The 20,674-nt window shown below is 35.1% G+C and carries 21 protein-coding genes; 5 read left to right on the plus strand and 16 right to left on the minus strand.

Annotation, left to right across the window (positions count from 1 at the left end):
* Nucleotides 1-49: 49 nt before the first annotated feature.
* The 11 genes from ACWPWS_RS11905 to tssO form a co-directional block, all read right to left on the minus strand.
* Nucleotides 50-721: a hypothetical protein gene (locus ACWPWS_RS11905; protein ID WP_454046633.1), complete on the minus strand. Its 672-nt coding sequence runs from the start codon at nucleotides 719-721 to the stop codon at nucleotides 50-52.
* A 50-nt stretch (nucleotides 722-771) separates the two neighbouring features.
* A complete protein-coding gene (locus ACWPWS_RS11910; protein WP_454046634.1) occupies nucleotides 772-1,293 on the minus strand; it encodes a hypothetical protein in 522 nt (173 codons plus the stop codon).
* A 172-nt stretch (nucleotides 1,294-1,465) separates the two neighbouring features.
* The gene (locus ACWPWS_RS11915; RefSeq protein ID WP_209785747.1) at nucleotides 1,466-1,753 is read right to left on the minus strand and encodes a hypothetical protein; all 288 of its coding nucleotides are present in this window, start codon (nucleotides 1,751-1,753) and stop codon (nucleotides 1,466-1,468) included.
* A gap of 629 nt (nucleotides 1,754-2,382) precedes the next feature.
* On the minus strand, nucleotides 2,383-3,363 hold the full coding sequence (locus ACWPWS_RS11920) for a hypothetical protein (protein ID WP_454046635.1): 981 nt from the start codon (nucleotides 3,361-3,363) through the stop codon (nucleotides 2,383-2,385).
* Complete coding sequence (locus tag ACWPWS_RS11925; protein WP_454046636.1) at nucleotides 3,347-3,520, minus strand: hypothetical protein; 174 nt, start codon at nucleotides 3,518-3,520, stop codon at nucleotides 3,347-3,349. The genes ACWPWS_RS11920 and ACWPWS_RS11925 overlap by 17 nt, the downstream gene beginning before the upstream one ends.
* 1 nt (nucleotide 3,521) lies before the next feature.
* Nucleotides 3,522-5,447 (minus strand): type VI secretion system Vgr family protein, encoded by a 1,926-nt coding sequence (locus tag ACWPWS_RS11930; protein WP_454046637.1) that lies wholly within the window; start codon nucleotides 5,445-5,447, stop codon nucleotides 3,522-3,524.
* 171 nt (nucleotides 5,448-5,618) lie between these two features.
* The gene (gene tssD / locus ACWPWS_RS11935) at nucleotides 5,619-6,026 is read right to left on the minus strand and encodes a type VI secretion system tube protein TssD (RefSeq protein ID WP_034697144.1); all 408 of its coding nucleotides are present in this window, start codon (nucleotides 6,024-6,026) and stop codon (nucleotides 5,619-5,621) included.
* A gap of 365 nt (nucleotides 6,027-6,391) precedes the next feature.
* A complete protein-coding gene (gene tssR / locus ACWPWS_RS11940) occupies nucleotides 6,392-8,797 on the minus strand; it encodes a type VI secretion system protein TssR domain-containing protein (RefSeq protein WP_209785750.1) in 2,406 nt (801 codons plus the stop codon).
* 47 nt (nucleotides 8,798-8,844) lie between these two features.
* The gene (locus ACWPWS_RS11945) at nucleotides 8,845-9,756 is read right to left on the minus strand and encodes a PKD domain-containing protein (protein ID WP_105684435.1); all 912 of its coding nucleotides are present in this window, start codon (nucleotides 9,754-9,756) and stop codon (nucleotides 8,845-8,847) included.
* 49 nt (nucleotides 9,757-9,805) lie between these two features.
* A complete protein-coding gene (locus ACWPWS_RS11950) occupies nucleotides 9,806-10,330 on the minus strand; it encodes a type VI secretion system transmembrane protein TssO (protein ID WP_105684436.1) in 525 nt (174 codons plus the stop codon).
* An 11-nt stretch (nucleotides 10,331-10,341) separates the two neighbouring features.
* Complete coding sequence (gene tssO / locus ACWPWS_RS11955; RefSeq protein ID WP_454046638.1) at nucleotides 10,342-10,854, minus strand: type VI secretion system TssO; 513 nt, start codon at nucleotides 10,852-10,854, stop codon at nucleotides 10,342-10,344.
* A gap of 203 nt (nucleotides 10,855-11,057) precedes the next feature.
* Here tssO and ACWPWS_RS11960 point away from each other — a divergent pair, with 203 nt between their 5' ends.
* The 5 genes from ACWPWS_RS11960 (at nucleotide 11,058) to ACWPWS_RS11980 (ending at nucleotide 15,814) form a co-directional block, all read left to right on the plus strand.
* Nucleotides 11,058-11,729, plus strand: a complete 672-nt coding sequence (locus ACWPWS_RS11960; protein WP_034697153.1) for a response regulator transcription factor — start codon at nucleotides 11,058-11,060, stop codon at nucleotides 11,727-11,729.
* A 317-nt stretch (nucleotides 11,730-12,046) separates the two neighbouring features.
* Nucleotides 12,047-12,337 (plus strand): HU family DNA-binding protein, encoded by a 291-nt coding sequence (locus tag ACWPWS_RS11965; protein ID WP_002984212.1) that lies wholly within the window; start codon nucleotides 12,047-12,049, stop codon nucleotides 12,335-12,337.
* Between the two features lie 367 nt (nucleotides 12,338-12,704).
* Nucleotides 12,705-14,264 carry an Rne/Rng family ribonuclease gene (locus ACWPWS_RS11970; protein WP_105684438.1) on the plus strand — a complete coding sequence of 520 codons (1,560 nt, stop codon included), beginning with the start codon at nucleotides 12,705-12,707 and terminating at the stop codon, nucleotides 14,262-14,264.
* 218 nt (nucleotides 14,265-14,482) lie between these two features.
* Nucleotides 14,483-14,962: an OsmC family protein gene (locus ACWPWS_RS11975; RefSeq protein WP_454046639.1), complete on the plus strand. Its 480-nt coding sequence runs from the start codon at nucleotides 14,483-14,485 to the stop codon at nucleotides 14,960-14,962.
* A gap of 201 nt (nucleotides 14,963-15,163) precedes the next feature.
* Nucleotides 15,164-15,814 (plus strand): response regulator transcription factor, encoded by a 651-nt coding sequence (locus ACWPWS_RS11980; protein ID WP_245169767.1) that lies wholly within the window; start codon nucleotides 15,164-15,166, stop codon nucleotides 15,812-15,814.
* 290 nt (nucleotides 15,815-16,104) lie between these two features.
* Here ACWPWS_RS11980 and ACWPWS_RS11985 read toward each other — a convergent pair whose 3' ends face one another.
* Genes ACWPWS_RS11985 through ACWPWS_RS12005 form a run of 5 tightly spaced genes read right to left on the minus strand, consistent with a single transcriptional unit; the run spans nucleotide 16,105 to nucleotide 20,579 of the window.
* Entirely contained in the window at nucleotides 16,105-17,616 is a 1,512-nt protein-coding gene (locus ACWPWS_RS11985; protein WP_309513408.1) for a carboxypeptidase-like regulatory domain-containing protein, read from the minus strand.
* A gap of 11 nt (nucleotides 17,617-17,627) precedes the next feature.
* Complete coding sequence (locus ACWPWS_RS11990) at nucleotides 17,628-18,992, minus strand: CsgG/HfaB family protein (RefSeq protein ID WP_454046640.1); 1,365 nt, start codon at nucleotides 18,990-18,992, stop codon at nucleotides 17,628-17,630.
* A 24-nt stretch (nucleotides 18,993-19,016) separates the two neighbouring features.
* The gene (locus tag ACWPWS_RS11995; RefSeq protein WP_209785754.1) at nucleotides 19,017-19,427 is read right to left on the minus strand and encodes a curli production assembly/transport component CsgF; all 411 of its coding nucleotides are present in this window, start codon (nucleotides 19,425-19,427) and stop codon (nucleotides 19,017-19,019) included.
* An 11-nt stretch (nucleotides 19,428-19,438) separates the two neighbouring features.
* Nucleotides 19,439-20,173 (minus strand): curli-like amyloid fiber formation chaperone CsgH, encoded by a 735-nt coding sequence (gene csgH, locus ACWPWS_RS12000; RefSeq protein WP_454046641.1) that lies wholly within the window; start codon nucleotides 20,171-20,173, stop codon nucleotides 19,439-19,441.
* A 7-nt stretch (nucleotides 20,174-20,180) separates the two neighbouring features.
* Nucleotides 20,181-20,579, minus strand: coding sequence for a hypothetical protein (locus ACWPWS_RS12005; protein ID WP_309513405.1), 399 nt, complete (start codon nucleotides 20,577-20,579; stop codon nucleotides 20,181-20,183).
* Between the last annotated feature and the right edge of the window lie 95 nt (nucleotides 20,580-20,674).

The following is a 20,674-nucleotide window of genomic DNA, read 5'->3' on the forward strand; positions in this document are numbered from 1 at the left end:
TAATAGAATTTTGTGACCAATTACTGTTGTAAACCTCCTTCTTTTTGTTTTAAATATCCAAAAAATATAATAAAACCAGACTGAACCATTGAAGCCCTATGTAGATATAGAACAGCATGGCTGATGGCTCTGCTAATTCGTATAATTTTTCAATCAAGGTCTTTTTGATAATTTCGGAGAAGTCTGCATTGTCCTCACCGAGGTTCAATTCATCAAACTTGATTTTATGTAAGGCATAGCCTAATATCTTTTTCAAAATTCTGTTTTCAGAGCTGTTTCTGAATTCATTCAACAGTTTAACTTTTGCAATAGCAAAGTCTGCACTGGTTCGGATTACCATAGGCTGTTTGGCTTTAAATGTACTGATGACCTTACCTATAAACGGATTTACAATTGTTTTGGAATGGTCCTGAAGCAATTTACTAATAACTACAGACATTGCATATTTTGTGGCAAAAATTACTGTAAAAAACGGGGCGATAATAATCAACAGGTAGAAAATACTTGCTGAAACAGGCTGAGCAGTAATAGTGGTTATCAAAAATCCTCCAGCACCACTGTGCCCTAATGACGGCCCCAGCTTTTCTGATAAGATATAGATTCCCAGGACGAGTATAATAATTGTTGAAATAGTTCCGATTGCGTAAATTTTCAACACGTTGAGTAGGAATACTGCAGATAGTTTGGACAAATATTTCAGATGATCTGTGATTTTGTTCATTGATGTTTTAAGGTTATTTAGTTTATTTTCTTTATCTATATTCAATAGAATTATGGGTTATAAAATGGTACTGTTTTCTTTTGAAGCTCTTTTCCTGTTTTACCGTCCAGAATGATTTCTTCTATTTTGTCTCCTGCAATTTGATGAGAAATTCTCCATACTTTTTTGCCTTCAAAATCCTGTTTTAATACTCTAGCCTGGTAACCAGAATCATGGTAGCCTTTAGGCAGATCAATTTTATTTTTTTCGCAGTATGCAATAATATTTTCAGATTTGAAATCATAGCCTTCGTCCGTATTTTCTTCTTTAATAAGCTTACCAGATTTATCAAAATAATATAATATTCCTACGGGAGAGCCCATGTTAAATGACAATGATTTATTTTTTATGTACCCGTTTTTATAATACAATTTATCTGATTTATAAAAAGAATTCTCATAGTAAATACTTAATCCATATCCATCTTTAGAAGCAGAAAAGATTTCTTTTCTTCCTTCTGGGGTTTCAATACATCTGTCATCATCTTTTTTCTTAGAGTTCTGTATGGTAATCTTTTCAAATTCATTACTCATTTTGGGGATCATTGTCTCTTGTAATTCCTGAGATTGGAATTGAGTAAAAAGCCCAACCCAGCTAATATTATTATTTTATTCATAATAATTTTTTTGGATAAATCAGTTTTTCCTCATTATCAATACTATAATAATTTTATGTAAATTAATATAAAAGCCGCTATCTACTACATTATTCTTTTACCTGACCTTGCATTGGTTCTGTATTTCCCGATTGCGAGTTTACTTTCAATTTATATAGTTTCCAGGATCTGTTCATCTTATCCTGGCTGGGATCAGTTGTTACACCAAATAGATAATCTTCTCCTTCACAAAAAAGAAATACCGGAGTCAATTTTATATGTTCTTTTTTTAAATATTCCAAAAATATAGCATTGGCCTCATCATATTTTATCTGGGCATTATTTTCAAAAGATGTAAACTCTTCTGTTTTATAATAAATTCTATTTGTATTATTCATATGCTTTTTTTTACATTGAGAAAAAAATAAAAACATAGCAATTAAAAAAAATATTCTAAATTTCATAATTTAAAACCGACTTAATTTATTTTGTTTTCTTCTCATAAGAAACATTGTCAAAAAATTAAATAGAAAAATTAGAGTTAAAGAAATGTATATTATGGTTTCCAAAGTATCATATTTTGTATTAAAATAAAATATTTCAGAAACATAAAACATTTCAAATAGATATATAAATACCATACATACAAATGCAATAATATAATGGTTCTTTTCTTTATTATCTATTAGTTTCGCTGAAAAAGTAATGTAAATAGATTTAAAATAAAAAGAAACATTACAGCTCCATTAGAACCAAGTTTCAAAATATTAAAGAGTAAAACCAGTACTACTATTATAAAATATTTTATTTTACTTCTTAGTAAAAGATTTACAGTTATTACTAACATTAAAAAGAGGAACCAATTAAAAATAATGCTTTTTTGAGTTAATTCGTAACATTCTGTACTGACATCACAAAATAAACCTAAATCAAAGGATGTATTGTATAATAATTTATAGCCGAAATAGCTAACAATACCAATTACCAGATATATTAAGAAAAATTGAGTTTTTGATTTCATATATATTTAACCTTTTGGAAAGACCATTGTATCACAAGGTATTATAATTTTTTTATTTTTTTGAAATAAACACATGCAACCTGGAGGACCATATGGAAAGTCTCCTGCTACAACATCTCTATATGCACCTTGCGGTTGCCAAGGATAAATTTCATCAATCTTTTTTTCTTTTTTCTTATAAGCTCTAAAATTATCGTCATTTTTAATATCAATATTTATCTTTTCAAGATTATCAGCAATTTTTAAATCTAACCTATCCGATCTTCCTCCCCAAGTAAGTTCATAATTACTTCTCTTAAGAAAAGCATGAACTTTTGCGTTTAACCTATCGGCTAACTTCTGAGCAAGACTTTCTGCTTCACCCCATGTAAATTTTTCAACCTCAGAATCATTATCCACACTGAGTCCAGTCCTACATGCAAAGGACCATAATTCAACATCTTTTGAGAAACTTTTAGGATTTAATATTGTATAGTTTTCTAAATTCAGTTCATTTTTCTGAGCAGTTTCATTTGATTTGATATTATTATTTTTTATATAAAGATCCCAATCTAACATAAATGTAATTCTACTTGGCATACCATGAGAATAGAAATATACATTTCTAATCTTATACATATTTCCATATTCATCCGGTGTCGTACGATAATCACTCCCAGATTTCTCTATACTTCCAATGTTTAAGTAATTAAAAAGTTGAGAAATATTAGTGATCGAAATAATTTTTATATTTTTTTTATAACTTTTCAGTGAATTTTCAAACTCACTTATCATATTTTGAGAATAGCCATGCTTAAAATATATTACTGTCTGTACACTTGATATCTTAACTCTTCTTATAGCTTGAGCCATAAACATTAATTTATTAACTGGCTTTTTGTCATGAACTTCTGCTCCTACAACAACTATGTTCTCATTATACTCAACTATATGATTTATGGAAGGTTTTCCTGGTTTGTATTCTCCTACGCTATTTCCTGTTGCCATGAGAATGTATTTTTTTAGGGCTATTCAACACTAGTTTACCGTCCATAGCTTCTACCCATTTGGATGTTGCAATTTCTTTTAATCTCTTTCCACAAATAATAGTTTCTTTATTTGTGGTTTTGATAATCATATTTTTTGATCTTTTGATAATTGCCATATTAAAAAAGGTTTGATTTTTCTCCGCTATTCCACTCAATTGTCTTAGCACTTTGCATAATCATATCATCCTGAGTTGAGCTAATATCAATAGATCCTGCAAAAGTTTCTGATTTATCAGACTGTCTAAGCAATGTATTATCCACCATTTCTGTCCGGTTATCAGACATTTCCATTCGATTGCCCGTAGCAGTTTCTATAATATCATTACCAGCAGATATTGTGATATTATTTCCAACGTTTGTACTTTGGCTATTTCCCACCGTCGTTGTCATATTCTCCCCCACATTAATATTCATATTCTTACAGTTCAGAGTCATGGTTTCCGGTGCTGTAATATTAATATTGCTGCCCGTTGTATCCAGATGAATCTCATTACCGCTTTTATCTGTAATAATGATGCTTTCATCTTCTGTGAAAACAATTCGGTGGCCACTTCTCGTTTGGATAGATTTTACACGGTTGTCTGCACCGCCACCAAGACCTATTCCTCCATGAAACATTCCTCCCATTACAAAAGGTCTGTCGGGATGACTATGAACGAAGTTCACCATCACCTGATCTCCTACTTCAGGAATAGCTACATATCCTCTGTTTTGAGTGATCTGATCTGTTCCTCCAGCATCAGGGCTCATCACCCTAACAAAGTGAGTAGTATCATTCATCTGCCAGTCGAATCTTACCTGAACTCTTCCCTGTCCTTCCGGATCAGTGTTAGAGATAACGGTTGCCATCTGTGGTTGTGCAGCGGGTACAGTAAATTCAGGTTTGGGTAGAAATCCTGTGTCTGCAGCAATAGATTCAAAAGTTCCTGTATAATGACCGATGGTATCAATTTCATGAACAGCTTCCGTTATCATAACCTTGGTAAAATAGGAAGTTTCATTACTATCGGGTTTTCTCATATGAATATCCGCAATACAGCCCGGATGTAAGAAAGGAACCGTTGTAGAACCGGAAACTGAAAATACATTGACCGCTTCACTTCCTGAAGTGCTTCTTTGGGAATGTTCCACATCCAGATGAGTGGTGGCTTTAATGGGAGCAACCTGAAGTGCCGGAGTTTTATATATTTTATCGTTATGGCTGTACGTTGTACGGGCGAGATCACCTAAATGATTTACCGGAGTTTCTCCGGAAGTCAGCTTTTCATTTTTACTGCTGTTATAGCCATAATATTGAGGTTTTGTATGTACCGCTTTCAGCTCTACTCTGATATTATCTGCATTGCTTCCGTAGAGCAGTTTTATAGGTTTATTCTGTGGCGGAAGTTTCCCGAAGTGCAATACTTCTCCATCGTAATAGAATTGTTCCCCATAAGCTTCTGCCATTCTCGCCAGATAATTGTAATGGGTTTCGTTATATTGGCTGCTGTAAATGATCTGAGAATAATCATTGGTATCAACTCTTATATCGAATCGTTCTTTATCTATTCCCTGTTTTATTACTTCTTTGGCTATGATTCCCATATTAACGGGCTGTCCGCCGCCAAAGCTTTGAATATGGGGAGCACCATCCAGTAAAATGGTTGGACTGTATCCGGAGAGGACAATATTCCCAAGGCTCATTTTCTCCTGACTGAAACCTACTTTGGTAATGATTCCAATGAAATTTCTTTCCGGGCTCTTCTCAATATCTTTGTAAGAAATAACAGCTGTGAGGCGTTTTCCAAGAAATTTATTGGCTTCTTCAAGAGTATGACTCTGTCTGTCCCCCAATGCATCGTGAGCAAGGATAAGACTGAATTCGTGATGATGATTTGTTTTTTGTTTAAGAGTGAAATGTTTATAGTACTTAATAATTTTACCTTCTATAACCAGTGACAACTTAACCAGGCGGTTGATGCCTGCATGATGATTCTCGGATATTCCGTCTGCATTCTGTGACGGACGGAAGGAAGATCCTTTGGGTTTCGATTCGGTTTTCATATGCTTTGTGTTTGTGTTTGTTTTAAAGATAATATTATTTTATATAACAGACACTATATAAGCCTTTTATAAAATAAAAATCTTTTGTATCGTTTTTCATTCAGGCAAAAAAAGACCGTCTTAAATAGGGACAGTCTTCTTTCTTATGAATGTTGATAATGTGTGTCAGTTTTAGCTGGATGGCCATAGCCCAGCGTATTGAGAAGTACCGTAGTCGATTGTTTCAGCACTGATGACGAAGCTGATCAACATACTGTTGCTGTCAATAGCATCGAAATCTACCTGATGCTGAATTACATATCCGTTCTGCCAGTTCAGCGTAATCAGTGTTCCTTCTTCGTGAGATTTGTTAAAAGTAATCTCACCTACTGTCGGCTTATATTTACCGTTTAGTAAGCTTTCAAGGATATCTGATTTTTCAGTAGCTTCTACTGTAACCTTGATCAGTGCGTTAGAAGGATCTGACGCTACACGTCCTGAAACGTCCGTAGATCTGGAAACGCTGTAATTCATTTTTAACAGCTTTTGCCCTTCCCCGTTGTTGAATTTTAAGATTCCTCTTGAATTTCTTTCGGCCATGATTAGTAAATTTAATCGTTAGTAATATTTTGTGATGTGGTGATTGTGTTAGCAAATATAGAGGCTCTTTTCTGCTAAAAAAAACTTTTCTCTATAAATCTGCAAAATTGTAGTAGTTCTACGATTTGTTGTCGTAATTCTACGACAATGGATTTACACACATCACTATAACAACCATGAATACAGCATTTTAAATTATATCTCTATTTTTAGATAAAAAATATTTTTCCACATGAAAGAGAAATAAGATGGGTTCAAGGTTTAAGGTTTAAGGTTTAAAATTAATCAATATATACAGCCTCACTTTACAGCACAAAAAAAGCAGAAGTATATACTCCTGCCTTTGATATCATAAAATGAATTGCTTAGTGTTTCGTGTATTCCGGTTGTTCTGTCGGAATTCTTGATGGGGTAAAGTATTCATTAAGCCAGTAGAAAGTCTGCCCGTTCTGTTGAATTTTTACAGCAGGGTTATTTCTGTTGGCAAGCATTCTGTCTGCTAAGTTTTTATAGTGCTGGAAATAATTTTTCACCGTCTCACTAGGAACGATTTTGGATTTTTTCCAACCTTTCAGTTTATATTTAGCCATCAGTTCTTCTTCAGAAAGATCAAATCCTGTACTCATTCCGATAGCATAAGACATTGGCAGCTCATAAAGCGCTCCTTTATCTAAGAATTTTATCGTAGGATTATATTTCTTCAACAGCTTCACATATTCTTTCACGGCTCTTGCCTGATTAAAGTCTGCACGGTCAGCCTGAGTATTTCTGTAAACTTCCGAGTAGAAAGCTTTTAAGTTATCATATTCCGATTCTGAAATAAGGATTCCTTTTTCTATTCCCGGTGTAAACTCTTTCAGCTCTTTTGGAATATACCCTTTCACAAGGAATGGGCTTCCATAGTTGATCAACTGAGCGGCAATTCCTGCAGAAACAGGATTGGTAAGTCCTGGATACAGATATTTATACTTTAAATCTACATCTGTTCTTCCTGCTCCTACTGATGAATGGAAATATTCATTCAATGATTTATCAACCGTCTGATTGTCTAAAGTAACCTGCGCAATAAGGCTGTCAACAGATTTTTTCAGGAATCCCGGAGTGGTAATGTCTCCTTTTTTAGGGAAAATGACAAAGCCCTGAGACATACTCTGTTTAGGATAAGCTAAAGAGAAGAAACCTGCATCACCTTCCACAAGGCTGAAATTATTTTTGGTAAGAACATCATATTGATTGATGATCTTTTGTTTTTTAAGTTCAGCAATATTTTTAGCCGTATTGGTCACTACATTTTCAGCCATCAATACAAAATCATTGTAAGTATCGGATGATCTTGCGCTGGTCTGGAACATAATCAACCTTGCCTGAGCCTGTGTCAGCGAGCTGATTACACTATACATATTTCCGCTTTGGTTGGCAGAAGTTCCTACAGTGACTACAATATTGGTTTCATCAGAAACATTTGAAAGAAGGTTTCCTGCTGCAGTAAGAGCCTCTCCTACCGGTTGGTAACCATTGTTGCTTGCGCAGTTCATTTCATTTGTTTTCTGATCAATAAATGACGTGATTTTACTGTAATCTGTACTTAAGTTGGATACTGAAATATTCTCTCCACAAGGATTGTTTTTGTATAGAACCACTCCATATTTAACATTGCTAAAATAGGATGGTTTTTCAAATCTAAGCTGAAGATCCTGCAATAAAGATTTTACGATAGGTGCATAAGGTGCATTGGCAGCACTTACGTCTAATGCAAAAACAATATTGATATTTTTATCTCTTTCAGTGATCTCTCTGTAACGGTCAAAATAGATGGGTTCCCCCAATACATTGGAGACAAAGTTCTTACTATAGTCTAAAATATTGGTGAAATATTTTGTCTTGGAATCAGGAGTTGGGGCTTCTTCTAAAGGAAGATTTACAGGGAAGATATTTTCCAGCGGTGTTCTTTTGTTTACATCGGTAAGAAGAACGGCTGTTTTATTATCTGCATCGGAAGCAGATCCGCCAGGATGTCCTTCATGAATTCCCAGTGCCGAATCGTTAATTCCGGTTGTATTTTTAAGCTTGATAGCGGAACGTTCTCCCCAGCTGGAAATTACATTTGAACTTACCCAACCGTAAAGTCCTTTGCTGATACTGTCCATATCAACAGACGGTTTTTTACCTACCAGGAAACGTTTGTTGTTTTCGGCCATTTTGTATACGTATACAATTTGTCCGTTAGGAATTTTTACATTGGCAGTTTCAATAAGACTCGGTGAATTAAACACCATAATAGAGTCATTTTTGTAGTATCTTTCAGCACTTCTGATGACTTCGCTGTTATTGGGTACTACTGCCACTCTTACAGGATAACCTGTTTTATCACTTTTTAAAGCGTTATTCCAAAGAAGAAGGTCTGATTCCGGAATCCAGCCATATGTTTTGACTGATTTTGATGAAACCTTTTTCATTAAAGCATCCGGAACATACTCCGCTACTTTTACCATTCCGTCTCTATGTTTTAAAACCATTAAAGGTTCAAGGAATTTTACTTCTTTGTAAGACTTCTCATCATCTTTATCCAGATAAGCCGTATTTCTTGATCTGTCTGAAATAACAATCCATGGAACTGACTTTTTTGGATAACCGTTAACGACAGGGGAAGCATCCACCTGCCCATACTGTGAAGGCTCCGGGGTTTTCTTTGACGGCAGTTTTACCTGGCAACTCGTCAATAATACTGTTAACCCTATATAATATGCTGCTAGAGGAAATTTATTTTTCATCCTATTTAATCTTTTTATGATTGGCACATCCGTAAGACCGGACGAAATTATTTGCTTTGATTGATATCTACTTTAGTTACACAGTTCTGCGTATCATCCAGGTTTACTTTTACTGTCTGGATCACCGTATTTTTGTCAAACTGAAGTCCTGCACAATACATGTAAAAGTTATTTACTTTGCTGTCATTTACTTTTACCACTGTATTTTCATTGTTACACAGATAGGTTTTCAACAGGTAATTGTAGTGCATGTTGAAACTGTTCCCGTTAGCAATCTGCTGCAAATGATATTTAAAATCGTTGTCTACTTTTGCATAAGAGTCTTCTACTGAAACTTCATCTTCTGCAAGAGCATCATAAGCCGGAAGAATTTTAATGCGGTGATAGATAGGATCCTGGCTTTGCTCTGTGTACAGCGTTACAAGATATTCTCCAGGTTTTTTATAGGAATAGATGGTAAATTTATCCTTAGCATCTGTATTTCCGGATTCCCCGAATTTCCATGCAAACTGTTTGGCATCAGAAATGGCACGGAATGTTACATTTTCATTTTGCATCGCCTGAGTAACGGCTTCAATAGTGGTCTTAGACATTGCCGTATCTTTTGGTTTCTGAACGCTTCTTGCGCCTACCATTACAGGGAAAGATTTCGTGTACTTATTGTCAACGATCAAAATCACCTGATAATATCCTGGTTTATTATAGAAGTGAATACCACTGTTTTTATCAGAAGTTGTCCCATCTCCGAAATTCCATCTTTTGGTTTTGGCAAACTGGGTTTTATCTTCGAATAAAAGCGTGTCTCCTACCGCCAGTGAAGACGGATAAACCACCCCAACAATATCATCGGCTGAGTGTATTACTTTTTTCTGCAGCCACAGAGCAACCAGTGCCGCGATCAGCAACGTTGCAATAACACCGATAATAATGTTTTTCTTGTTCTTTTGAAAATAATTCATAGTTAATAATTGTGATGTGTTTTATATAAAATTCCTAGTATTTATTTGCTTACTGCATTCTTGCTTTCAGATCCTGCTCGCGCTGATAGAGCTTATTCTGCTTATCTTTAAATCCGATTCTGCATTCATCTACCTGCTTCTGGAAAATTTTAATGTCTTCAGAGGTTGTTGAAATGACTTTTTTGTCATCAAAGTACATTTTATAGAATTTGGCAATCTGCGGATAGGCATCTTTACGGATATCCACAACGTCCGTGTTATTAAAATAGCTGTTAAGGTCATTCACCCCCAGCTGAATATTGTTTTCGATAAAAGGCTGCGGCCCGTCATTGGTCAGCTTGGTAATCATGGTATACGTACTGTCCATAATAGGAAGAACAACTTTCTGGTGCTGTTCAAATTCGGCTTTCTGTTCAAGATTCTGAATTCCTCTTACATCTTCATCAGAAAAGGGAGATTCAAATCCTTTTAAAAAGATGACACCCAAAAATAACATTGCAGTCACCAGCATCAGTATTAAATAAAAAAACTGATAATGCCTTTCTTTCTTAGATAATGTGATTTGTCCTTGCATATCTTTTCTTTTTATCTTCTTCTTTTACTTCCGGTGAAATTTCTTGTGGGATCTTTTCTAAGCTCATTATTAGTCACTTTGATTTTTCCCATACACTCATCAAGATCTCTCAAAACCGTTTTCTTCTGATATTCCACTTCGATGATCTTAGCTTTTAAGGTCATCATCGGTACAATCTGCTTCATCAGTACAGCATAATGTTTAAAGCTCTGCACACTGTCTTTACCCATAATATTTTTGGCATCTCTCACATTATCCATAATACTGGTTCTGAGAAACACCTCATTCTCCACCTTATTAATGCTAAGCTGGTTCATTTTGTCGTAGATATCATCAATGTGATCCTTAAGCACGTCACTTCGAAGCATCAGTTCTTTATAAGCTTCAGCTTCGCGGCTAATCCCTTCCCGCTGTATATCATAACTCTTAAAGAAGAGAAATAAGCAAGCAAAAGATACAACCGACAAAACGACAAATGACAGAATAAACTTCCAAATGCCCGTTCTGACGTCAGATTTGTTCAATTTTTTTTCCCTGTTAGAAGACATAATTTGCGATTTGTTTGGCCTGTGAAAATATAAAAAAAAAATTTTATGCACAATACGTAATTTCCCCAAGCCTGTTTCGTGAAAACCCTGATTAAATTAATATTAATTTTCACTTTGATAAGTTTTTCATAAATTAGACCTCTAAATTTTAAATATCATTCGCCAAATCGATATTAAGAATGAGTAAAATATTATCTAATACCGTACGTTTTTCCATTGCAGACAGTGATTTTTATTTTAAAAAAATAATGATCAAAACCCTTATGGAAAACCCTTTCTATATGCTTCTGAATGATTGTAACAATGGACATGAGCTGGTAAACAGAATCTACAGAAGACAGGAAGATGTTTTCATTATAGAACTCTTCATGCCGGTATTAAGTGGAATTGAAGCCATCAAATACATCAGGAAAAACAATACAGAAACCCCTATCATTACCTATTCCGGCACTTATCAGGAAGATATGGCCGAAATCCTTTCCAAGATTCCCAACATCTATTATTGTCAGAAAAAAAGTACGATTATAAAAGATATTATTAAAGGAAGCATAGCCTCTGAAGACTTCGACTATCAGGCGTATTCCAAAGAATGGGAGCAGCAGCCACTTGCCGTTCAGGAATATATGGACAGACAGAAGAAAGGACAGGAAGAGCTTTCACCGGCGGAGATACAGCTTATGAGGTTCTGTTATGAAGGGTTCAGCAATAAAGAAATTGCTGAAAAACTTAATCTGAGTACCAGAACAATTGATACTTACATTAACAGACTTACAGAAAAGCTGGGGCTAAAAACCAAGCTTCACCTTATCCGTTTCTGTGTAGAAAACGGATATTATAATTCCAGTTTATAAAAAATTCTGATTTCCCTTAAAAATTTTCAATTTTGGATAATTTATGGGACAGATAAGGTGATCTCAAATGTAATGGCTAAGACCTTAAAACCCTGCAGAACCTGTCATAATCAGCTTTTATTAAGTTTTGTTCGTCAAATTTTTGTACCTTTATCCGGTAACATTATTTTATTGTTAAATTATCACAAGCCTGCCTTAATATAGTGTATACATAAAAAGTCCAACTCTTTGAATAAAAATATTTTGCCACTAATTTGCTAGTATTCAATTTTTTTAACTAAATTTGCACACCTAAAATTTAAAATTAAAATAAGGAAATGACAAAGGCAGAATTGGTAAACACCATCTCAAATAAGTTGGGAACAGAAAAGAATGAAACACAGAAAGTTGTAGAAGCTTTTATGCAGGAGATCAGAACTTCTATGTATAATGGGGATAACGTTTATCTAAGAGGTTTTGGATCTTTTATCATTAAAACAAGAGCTGCTAAAACAGGAAGAAATATTTCTAAAAACACTGCAATTGAGATTCCTGCTCATAACATTCCTGCTTTCAAACCTTCAAAATCTTTTGTTGAGAAAGTAAAAACTAAAGTTGCAGTAAAATAAGAACATTAACTGAATATTAACTAGTTACTAAAAAATTAAAATTATGCCAAGCGGAAAGAAAAGAAAAAGACACAAGGTTGCTACTCACAAAAGAAAGAAAAGAAGAAGAGCAAACAGACATAAGAAAAAATAATCTCTTTTTCTCGAGATTTACAATATAATAATATAGTTGGTGGATTTAAATTTCTAAAGTTCACTAACTATATTTTTGTTTGCAACTATAAGATTCCGCGGAAAACGGAGGGTTTCAAATATTATTTTAATAAACATATAATGGTTTTCATTCAAAATCCTTATATTTAATAGATGAATTAATCAGTAAAAACATCCACTTCCTATAATCTTAACAATTTTATCTTATTAAAAAATGAAGAAAGAACTAATAGTTTCGCATGAAGATGATCTTACAAAGATTGCGCTGCTGGAAGACGGAAGACTATGTGAACTTCATGAGCAAGAAGACAAAAGCGATTTTATAGTTGGAGATCTGTTTATAGGAAAAGTAAAAAAACTAGCCCCCAATCTGAATGCAGCATTCGTCAATATCGGATATGACAAAGATGCATTTCTGCATTATCAGGATCTGGGACCTCAGTATCTTACGTACAGAAAGTTTTTAAAAGATACTATTTCTAAAAAACAAAGCACTTCGAGCTTAAAGAATTTCGAGATACAACCCGAAATAGACAAAAACGGAACTATAGACAAAGTAATTGCCAAGGATGACTTGGTTCTGTTACAAATTACCAAAGAACCTATTTCTACCAAAGGTCCAAGAATTTCTACCCAGATTTCATTAACAGGACGTTTTCTGGTTTTAATTCCTTTCGACAACAAAGTTTCTATTTCCAAAAAGATCAGAAGTTCTGAGGAAAAAGAAAGACTGAGAACCCTTATCGACAGCATTAAGCCTGAAGGATTCGGAGTTATTATCAGAACGGTAGCGGAAGGAAAAAAAGTAGCCGACCTTCATAATGACATGAACCAGCTGGTTCAGAAATGGGAAAGCACTTTCAAAAACATCCAGAGAAATAAAGTTCCGTCTAAAGTTTTAAGCGAAGAAGACAAAGCTTCAGCTATTTTAAGAGACAATTTTAATCAGGATTTCGTGAATATCATCTGCGATGATGAGCAAATGGTAAACGAAATGAAAAATTACGTAGAAGTAATTGCTCCTGAAAAGAAAAATATTGTCCAGTTTTATGATTCTCATATTCCTCTTCTGGAATATTACAATGTTGAAAAACAGCTTAAACAGAGCTTCGGAAAACACGTAAACATTCCAAGTTCTAAAGGAGCCTATCTTGTTATTGAACACACAGAAGCACTTCACGTTGTGGACGTCAACTCCGGAAACAATATTACTACCGGAACTGCTGTCAACAAAGAACATGCGCTAAGAGTGAACAAAATGGCCGCTACTGAAATCGCAAGACAACTTCGCCTCCGCGATATGGGAGGAATCATCGTTATCGATTTCATAGATATGCCAAATTCTGATCACCGAAGAGATCTCTACGAGCATCTTAAAGAGGAAATGAAGCGCGATAAAGCTCGCCACAAAATCCTTCCTCCAAGTAAATTTGGGCTGATCCAGATCACCAGACAAAGAAACCGTCCGGAAAAACAGATCGACACCAAAGAAGAAAACCCGAACAAAGACGGAGAAATTGTAGCTCCTATTGTTATCGTGGAAAGAATGGGTGAAACCTTAAGAAACATTCTGCAGAAAGAAAAAGGAAAAATCTACCTGCATGTACACCCATTTGTGGAAGCCTACCTTACAAAAGGCATCAAAAGTATCCAGATGAAATGGTTTATCAAATACAAAAAATGGGTAACCATTGTTCCAAGGGATTCTTTTAAATATTTAGAATATAAAATCTACAATTCCAAAAAAGAAGAATTGATAGAATTTTCTAATTAAGACAAAATTTAAAACCTTCAGTTGTACTGGAGGTTTTTTTGTTTTATATTTATAAGTATAGAATATCATTGACAATTTAAGTTTTGGCTAAAGCCAATGGATGTTTTTGTATATATAGGCTGGGCTAAAGCCCACCCCTATTGAATTTTAACGGCAACATCTTTTATCTTTTATCTTTTATCTTTTATCTTTTATCTTTTATCTTTTATCTTTTATCTATGAAAAATCACCATTACAAAATCACCATTCAATGGACAGGAAACCAGGGAACAGGAACCAGCGGTTATAGAGACTACGAAAGAAGCCATACTATTTCAGCAGAAAATAAAGCTGTTATCGAAGGTTCATCAGATCCTGCTTTCCGTGGCGACAAGACAAAGCATAATCCTGAAGAGATGTTTTTATCCTCCCTTTCTTCCTGTCATATGCTTTGGTATCTTCATTTCTGTTCTGAAGCAGGTATTATTGTTACAGAGTATACTGATGAAGCAACAGGTATCATGGCAGAAACAGCCAGTGGAAGCGGTCATTTTACAGAGGTAACCTTGCATCCTACGGTAACTGTTGCAGAAGAATCTATGGTAGAAAAAGCAGAACAGCTTCACTATAAAGCAAACGAATATTGTTTCATTGCCAATTCAGTTAATTTTCCGGTAAAGCATATCCCCGTAATGTTAGTTAAATCCACAAACCATTAATATTATCATTCAAAAACAATGATGAACACTATGTTTTAACAGAAATAACTCTAAAAAACTCCACAAAAAGAGAATTATTTAGTAAAAAATCAATAAAAATAACATTTTACTATTAATAAAAACACAATAAATTGAAAATTTTTAACAATTTTATTTAAAATGTAAAGTTTTTTTCCTATTTTTATATAAATAAAACAGACCATGATGAAACCAAGATTGACCATTTTTGATGAACCCATGCTCTATACAGAAGGCTTATCAAGACTGCTTACACAAAGCAAAATTTTCAGCACAATAGATATTTGTAATTCTTTAGAAAACCTCTCCAAACATTTAAAAGAAGAACCTCCGGAAATGCTTGTTATGAGCTCCAACATGCTCATGCTTACCGAAATCTGCAAGTTGGTGGAAAGTATTATTACACAACATAAAAATACCAAGATTACGATCATTGGAAGCTCTTATGATGTGATTGATATCCGAAAGCTCTTCAACAAAGGTATTAAAGCTTATCTGGATAAAAACTGCACCTATGATGAGTTTCTTAAATCCATCAATGTTTTACTTCTTAATGAGATCTATATCTGTGACCATGCCAAGGAAAGAATGATCAATTTTATCAGCAGTGAACAGGGAAAACCCAATCCTCACATCAAAGAACCTCTCACCCGTCGCGAAATGGAAATTCTCAAACTCATCTGTGACGGATGCAGCAGTAAAGATATCTCTGAAAAATTATTTATTAGTATCAATACGGTAGAAACACACCGAAAAAGAATTCTTTTGAAACTCAATGCGAAAAACTCAGTCGGAATCGTAAAATATGCGATAGAAAATCACATCATCGACTGAAAGACTTCCATGAATCACACAAAAATTCCAGGCTTTGCAAAGTCTGGAATTTTTTATGTCTGAACCCAATTTCCATAATCCTTCAGACAAATATTTATTATTACCTATAATCAAAGCCTATCAGTAAAAAAGTGAGGCAGAGAAATAAGAGACTTAACAATGAAAAACGTATGTAATTACTTCTCAATTGGTCTCTAATAGGTACAGATTGTATCTCTCACCTCACTTTACAACTAAAACCTTGGACTTTGAACTTTAAACATTGAACTTTGAACATTAAACGCTATATCTTATTCATAATCCGGCATTTCTCCATTGCTAAAAAGTGTTGCCCTTGTAAGATCCGTCATCGTACTATTGAGATCAATGACCATTACATTTTTCTGCGAAATATTATCATTGGAGGTATTCATGAAGATAATCTGGGCATTGTTTGGTGAGAATCTTGGATCGAGATCATTGGTTCCCATCACTTTTTCGCTTTCTGCAGAAATATCACTCACGGCATCTGTAACAAGATTATAGACAAAGATATGTGAATCCAGCTGACGGTAATTTCCACTTCCGTCCAGATAACCTGAGACATCACGGGTAAACAAAAGAAGCTGTCCATCTACAGAAAAGTTCAAACCTCCACTGGCACCTACAGTACCTGACAATACCGTTTTAAGAACGCTTCCGTTAATGTCTATCACATAAATTTTAGTATTATATCCGTTATAATCATTGGTTTTCAATGCTATTTTACTACCGTCGTAGCTCCAGTCACATTCGGAGATCATACTTCCGTCCGGAGTGGTGTATACTAGGCTCAAGCCGCTTCCATCCTTATTAATTCTATAGAGTTTATTAAAGTTGGAATAAATAAGTTCCTTACCATTTGTACTCCATGCAAAATCCATTTCATAATTATTAAAGCCTGCAACAGCAACTGTAGTTACTTTAAAAGGATTGGAGCCATCCGGATTTGCGGTATAAATATGGGTGCTTCCACCTTCTGTACGAAGGAATGCAATGAGACCTGCATTATTGTTTTTGCGGGGTCGCCAGCTGTTATAGGAAGAATTGGTAAACTGGAAATTATTTCCCTGGTCATCACTGGAAATGATCACAAAGTTTCCATTTTGTTTTTGAGTATAATGATACCTGTTAGCGGGAACTGTATTGGTGGTGAATTTACTGATAGAGCTTAAAACTGGCTGGTGAATGCCGTCCGAAACAGACACCTGCCAGAAGTAACTTACACCAAACTTCAGATTTGAAAGCGTATAGTGGTTTGCTGTCAAATCATTAACCTGAATCACATTAGTGTCAAGATTATTTTTAATTGTCAGACTGTATCTTAATACATCTGCTGTATCGGGATCTGTTGCGCTCCAGGTTAATTCGACGCTCAAAGGCTGATTTACTGCGTTATCTATCGGACTTAGCAACTGTGGTGTAGCGGGAGGAGAATTTAATGAAGTATCATCATCCATCTCAAAAACTACCGTTACTACCTGATTTTGATTTTGTATATTGACTGACTGAAAGCTTGTAATATATCCTGAAAGTTCTGCTTTTAGAGAATAATTCCCTACCGGCATGGCAGCGATTTCAAATGAACCATCTGTACCGCTGAACACCGTTTGTGTCGTAGGATTGGTAAATATCTTCACATTAGAAAGCGGTACATTGCTACCTCTTTTTACGACTTTTCCTTTTAACATTCCTGTTTGAGCCTGTTCTACAAGGTCTTCATTACATGAAAACAGACAAAAAGCAAAGATGAATATGCTGAATATTTTAATTATAGTTTTCATAGTTCGTGTTTTTATTTGTTTCCGAAGTAAAAGTTGATTCCTATTCCAAAGCGCAAAGCCTGATCTTTTCTTTTCCCATTTACAAGGCCTTCCCAGTCGTCTTTGAAGCCAAGGTCATATTGGGCAGAGGCTCTCAGTGAGAAATTCTTGCTGATCATATATTCCAGCCCACCACCGAATTGTGCTTTGTATTGGGGTTTATATTTTGAATACATCGCTCCTGCTCCTCCATATAAGAAGGGACTGAATCTGTATTTCGGGAAAAGTATGTATTCCAGATTCACTTCAGGACCGAAGTAGTTTCTTTTCACAATATTTGAGTTTTCAAGCGTAAAATAGCTTGCATTCAGTTCCATATTCAGATAAGGAGTAAGGAAGTATTTGAATCCTATTTTTCCTCCCACATTCATTTTAGAACTTACATAGTCATCTTTAACTTTCTGTCCTTCCACATTGGCAAATATGGATACTTTCTGTCTGTAATCCTGTGGATACCTGCCTCCAACCACCCGGTCATTATTTTGCTCCTGCTCTCTGTTATATTCATTGACTAAACTTTGATAACCGCCATTGTCATCTATTGCTTTCCCCCATATTTTATCTCTGATTCCTTCTACAATGAGGGCTTTTACAGCTTTTTCGATAGCTTCTGTTACAGCGAGCTGAACGGGTTCATTCTGAGTAAGCCCTACTTCAGCCTCCAATAGTCTTTCCGTATCAATATATCTGAAAAAACTTCCGTTAACACTGGTTGAGAGAATGGTTTTAGAAGTATAAACCGTTTTAAGAATTTCTCCGTTAAGCGTAGAAACAGCACGAAGATAGATGGTAATTCTGTCCTGGCGATACTGTGTGGAAGCTCCGATACCGAAATATCTTGCTCCAAGTCCTCCGGTCAGAATATTGCTGTCATAAGAAATAACGCCGCCTTCGAGAAGAATCCCAGCGTATAAAAGAGGAGGAAGTGATTGATTGTTTTTGTCTGCATCCTTGATATATTCCTGTCTGGTGGAACGGATGATCTGTCTTTCATTGAGAAGATTGGCGATATTTTCCCTTTCAATAGGGATAAACCAACGGCTGTCTTCTAAGGCTTTTATGAGAATGGTAGTGGTTCCCTGAGGAACTGCCGTACTCCAGTTATTTCCATTTTCAGATGGTTTATACTGGCCGGTCTGGTCTCTGAATTTGTAGACTCCTATTACAATCTTCTCTTTGGGAAGCGGAAGATTTTTTAATTCTGCGGTAGAAGAAGTAACCTCTCCCATTGTTGGTTTTTCGGGATCCGAAGGTAAACCAAATATTGAACTACAGGCCTGCATAATGCATAGCAGGAAGGTGCAGAAAAAGATTCTGGTATAAGTGTAGGTTGTCATGGTAAGTTTATTTTTAGTTATTTCCTATTTCGGAATTACGATCTCGGACTGATCGCCATTACTGGTATCCAAAATATTGATTAAAAGTCCCTGATTAGTATTGGTAATTTGTAGATAAAGGGATCCGAAGAGATAATTTCCGGGTTTTATGTTTCCATCACCAAACTGTTCATCAAACAGTTTTCTTGAAAGCTCACTGAGGATCTGTCTGTTAAGACTCTGGGTAAAACTATCAAGGGAATTCACACGATCCAGCAAGTTGCTGTAATCATTTTTTTCATCAAATGGGTTTTGTGCATTAGCAGAGCTTAAAAGCCACTGGTAATTGAAGGTATCTCCTCCAAAAGCTGGATTTACCGGCTTATAGACGAGCTGCTGAGATTTTCCGTAGAAAATACCCGCAATAAAGGTCAAAATAATGATAAAGGTTTTCATGGCGGACATTTTTAATAGATGAATTCATTTTTTATAAGATTTTTCTTGGCATTAAATTCTTTGATATATTTTAAGCTGTAGCTCAACTGTTCTTTTAAATAATCTTCTGTCGGATTGGTCATAAAACTGTAAATAATTTTATCTTCCATCTGAATAGTAATCTGGCCGCTTGTTCCACGAAGAGGGAGCTCTGTAATAGTAATAACGCTACTGCTCTTATCAGGAAGCTGACTGTACTGCATGTAAAACATGTCATAAAAGTCTTTTCCCACCTTGGTTTTCGTCTCATCAATAGTAAGTCCTCTGAGCTCGTAAGCAGCATCTTCTTCTATCTTAGCTGTTTTTTTTTTAAAAAGGTCGCTGTTCAGTTCCAGACTGTCTTTGGCAATCAGCTTCTGCGTTTCTTCATCCCTGATATAAAGGAAGGCTTTAAGAGCATCTTTTGATTCTAGATTCACATTGATTTCCGATAATACCTTTACTTCATTGGGATTGACAGAAAATTTACCACTCTGCTGGTTGTTGGAGAGATTTCCACCATTTCCTTTTTTAATAGAAACCAAAAGGTAATTCAGTTCTTTATACACTGCAGTATTATTAACTACAACTGCTTTTAACCTGACCTGGTTTTCAAGGAGACTGCTCTCTATCCTGGCGTTTACTTTCTTATCTTCCTGCCCATATGTCCATACAGACAGGAAGCTAAAAAAAGTACCCAAGCTAAGGGAATATAAAAGTTTCATCATCTGTGTTTTAATAATTTCTCATGAAGACTGTTTTATTATCTCCCTTTACATTAATCTGAATTCCATCCGAAATACTGTTGCTTCCTGTAACATCAATAATATTATTGTTTCCCTGTGCAGTAATGGCAGCTTTTGTTTCTTTATCTGTAAATGAATTGATAAAATATAGGGTATTGAAATCTCCCAGCTGTTTTACTAAAATATTCGTTCGGGCGTTAAGGGAAAGTTCGGCATTGTTATAATCTCCTATCTGAATGATATCGGATCCATAAGAACTCTGATCAGTCTGCTGTCTGGCTATAAGATTAAAGATTGTAGTACTGTTTACCTTATCCCAGTCTATTTCCTGTGCATGTAGTGGCAACATGGTGAAAAGAGCCAAAACACTCCATCTCAAGTTAAACATAGCCTATTTTATTAAAATTACATGAATAACAAACCGGAGAAAATCGAAGGTGAAAAAGGAGAAACACTGTAGTTTCTCCTTTACAATTTCTAAGA

The sequence above is a fragment of the Chryseobacterium sp. Marseille-Q8038 genome (assembly GCF_965111995.1).

Bases quoted from the DNA above. Each gene is read 5' to 3' on its own strand.
- ACWPWS_RS11905 (WP_454046633.1), bottom strand. From the start codon at position 721: ATGAACAAAATCACAGATCATCTGAAATATTTGTCCAAACTATCTGCA.
- ACWPWS_RS11910 (WP_454046634.1), bottom strand. From the start codon at position 1,293: ATGAGTAATGAATTTGAAAAGATTACCATACAGAACTCTAAGAAAAAA.
- ACWPWS_RS11915 (WP_209785747.1), bottom strand. From the start codon at position 1,753: ATGAATAATACAAATAGAATTTATTATAAAACAGAAGAGTTTACATCT.
- ACWPWS_RS11920 (WP_454046635.1), bottom strand. From the start codon at position 3,363: ATGGCAACAGGAAATAGCGTAGGAGAATACAAACCAGGAAAACCTTCC.
- ACWPWS_RS11925 (WP_454046636.1), bottom strand. From the start codon at position 3,520: ATGGCAATTATCAAAAGATCAAAAAATATGATTATCAAAACCACAAAT.
- ACWPWS_RS11930 (WP_454046637.1), bottom strand. From the start codon at position 5,447: ATGAAAACCGAATCGAAACCCAAAGGATCTTCCTTCCGTCCGTCACAG.
- tssD (WP_034697144.1), bottom strand. From the start codon at position 6,026: ATGGCCGAAAGAAATTCAAGAGGAATCTTAAAATTCAACAACGGGGAA.
- tssR (WP_209785750.1), bottom strand. From the start codon at position 8,797: ATGAAAAATAAATTTCCTCTAGCAGCATATTATATAGGGTTAACAGTA.
- ACWPWS_RS11945 (WP_105684435.1), bottom strand. From the start codon at position 9,756: ATGAATTATTTTCAAAAGAACAAGAAAAACATTATTATCGGTGTTATT.
- ACWPWS_RS11950 (WP_105684436.1), bottom strand. From the start codon at position 10,330: ATGCAAGGACAAATCACATTATCTAAGAAAGAAAGGCATTATCAGTTT.
- ACWPWS_RS11960 (WP_034697153.1), top strand. From the start codon at position 11,058: ATGAGTAAAATATTATCTAATACCGTACGTTTTTCCATTGCAGACAGT.
- ACWPWS_RS11965 (WP_002984212.1), top strand. From the start codon at position 12,047: ATGACAAAGGCAGAATTGGTAAACACCATCTCAAATAAGTTGGGAACA.
- ACWPWS_RS11970 (WP_105684438.1), top strand. From the start codon at position 12,705: ATGAAGAAAGAACTAATAGTTTCGCATGAAGATGATCTTACAAAGATT.
- ACWPWS_RS11975 (WP_454046639.1), top strand. From the start codon at position 14,483: ATGAAAAATCACCATTACAAAATCACCATTCAATGGACAGGAAACCAG.
- ACWPWS_RS11980 (WP_245169767.1), top strand. From the start codon at position 15,164: ATGATGAAACCAAGATTGACCATTTTTGATGAACCCATGCTCTATACA.
- ACWPWS_RS11985 (WP_309513408.1), bottom strand. From the start codon at position 17,616: ATGAAAACTATAATTAAAATATTCAGCATATTCATCTTTGCTTTTTGT.
- ACWPWS_RS11990 (WP_454046640.1), bottom strand. From the start codon at position 18,992: ATGACAACCTACACTTATACCAGAATCTTTTTCTGCACCTTCCTGCTA.
- ACWPWS_RS11995 (WP_209785754.1), bottom strand. From the start codon at position 19,427: ATGAAAACCTTTATCATTATTTTGACCTTTATTGCGGGTATTTTCTAC.
- csgH (WP_454046641.1), bottom strand. From the start codon at position 20,173: ATGATGAAACTTTTATATTCCCTTAGCTTGGGTACTTTTTTTAGCTTC.
- ACWPWS_RS12005 (WP_309513405.1), bottom strand. From the start codon at position 20,579: ATGTTTAACTTGAGATGGAGTGTTTTGGCTCTTTTCACCATGTTGCCA.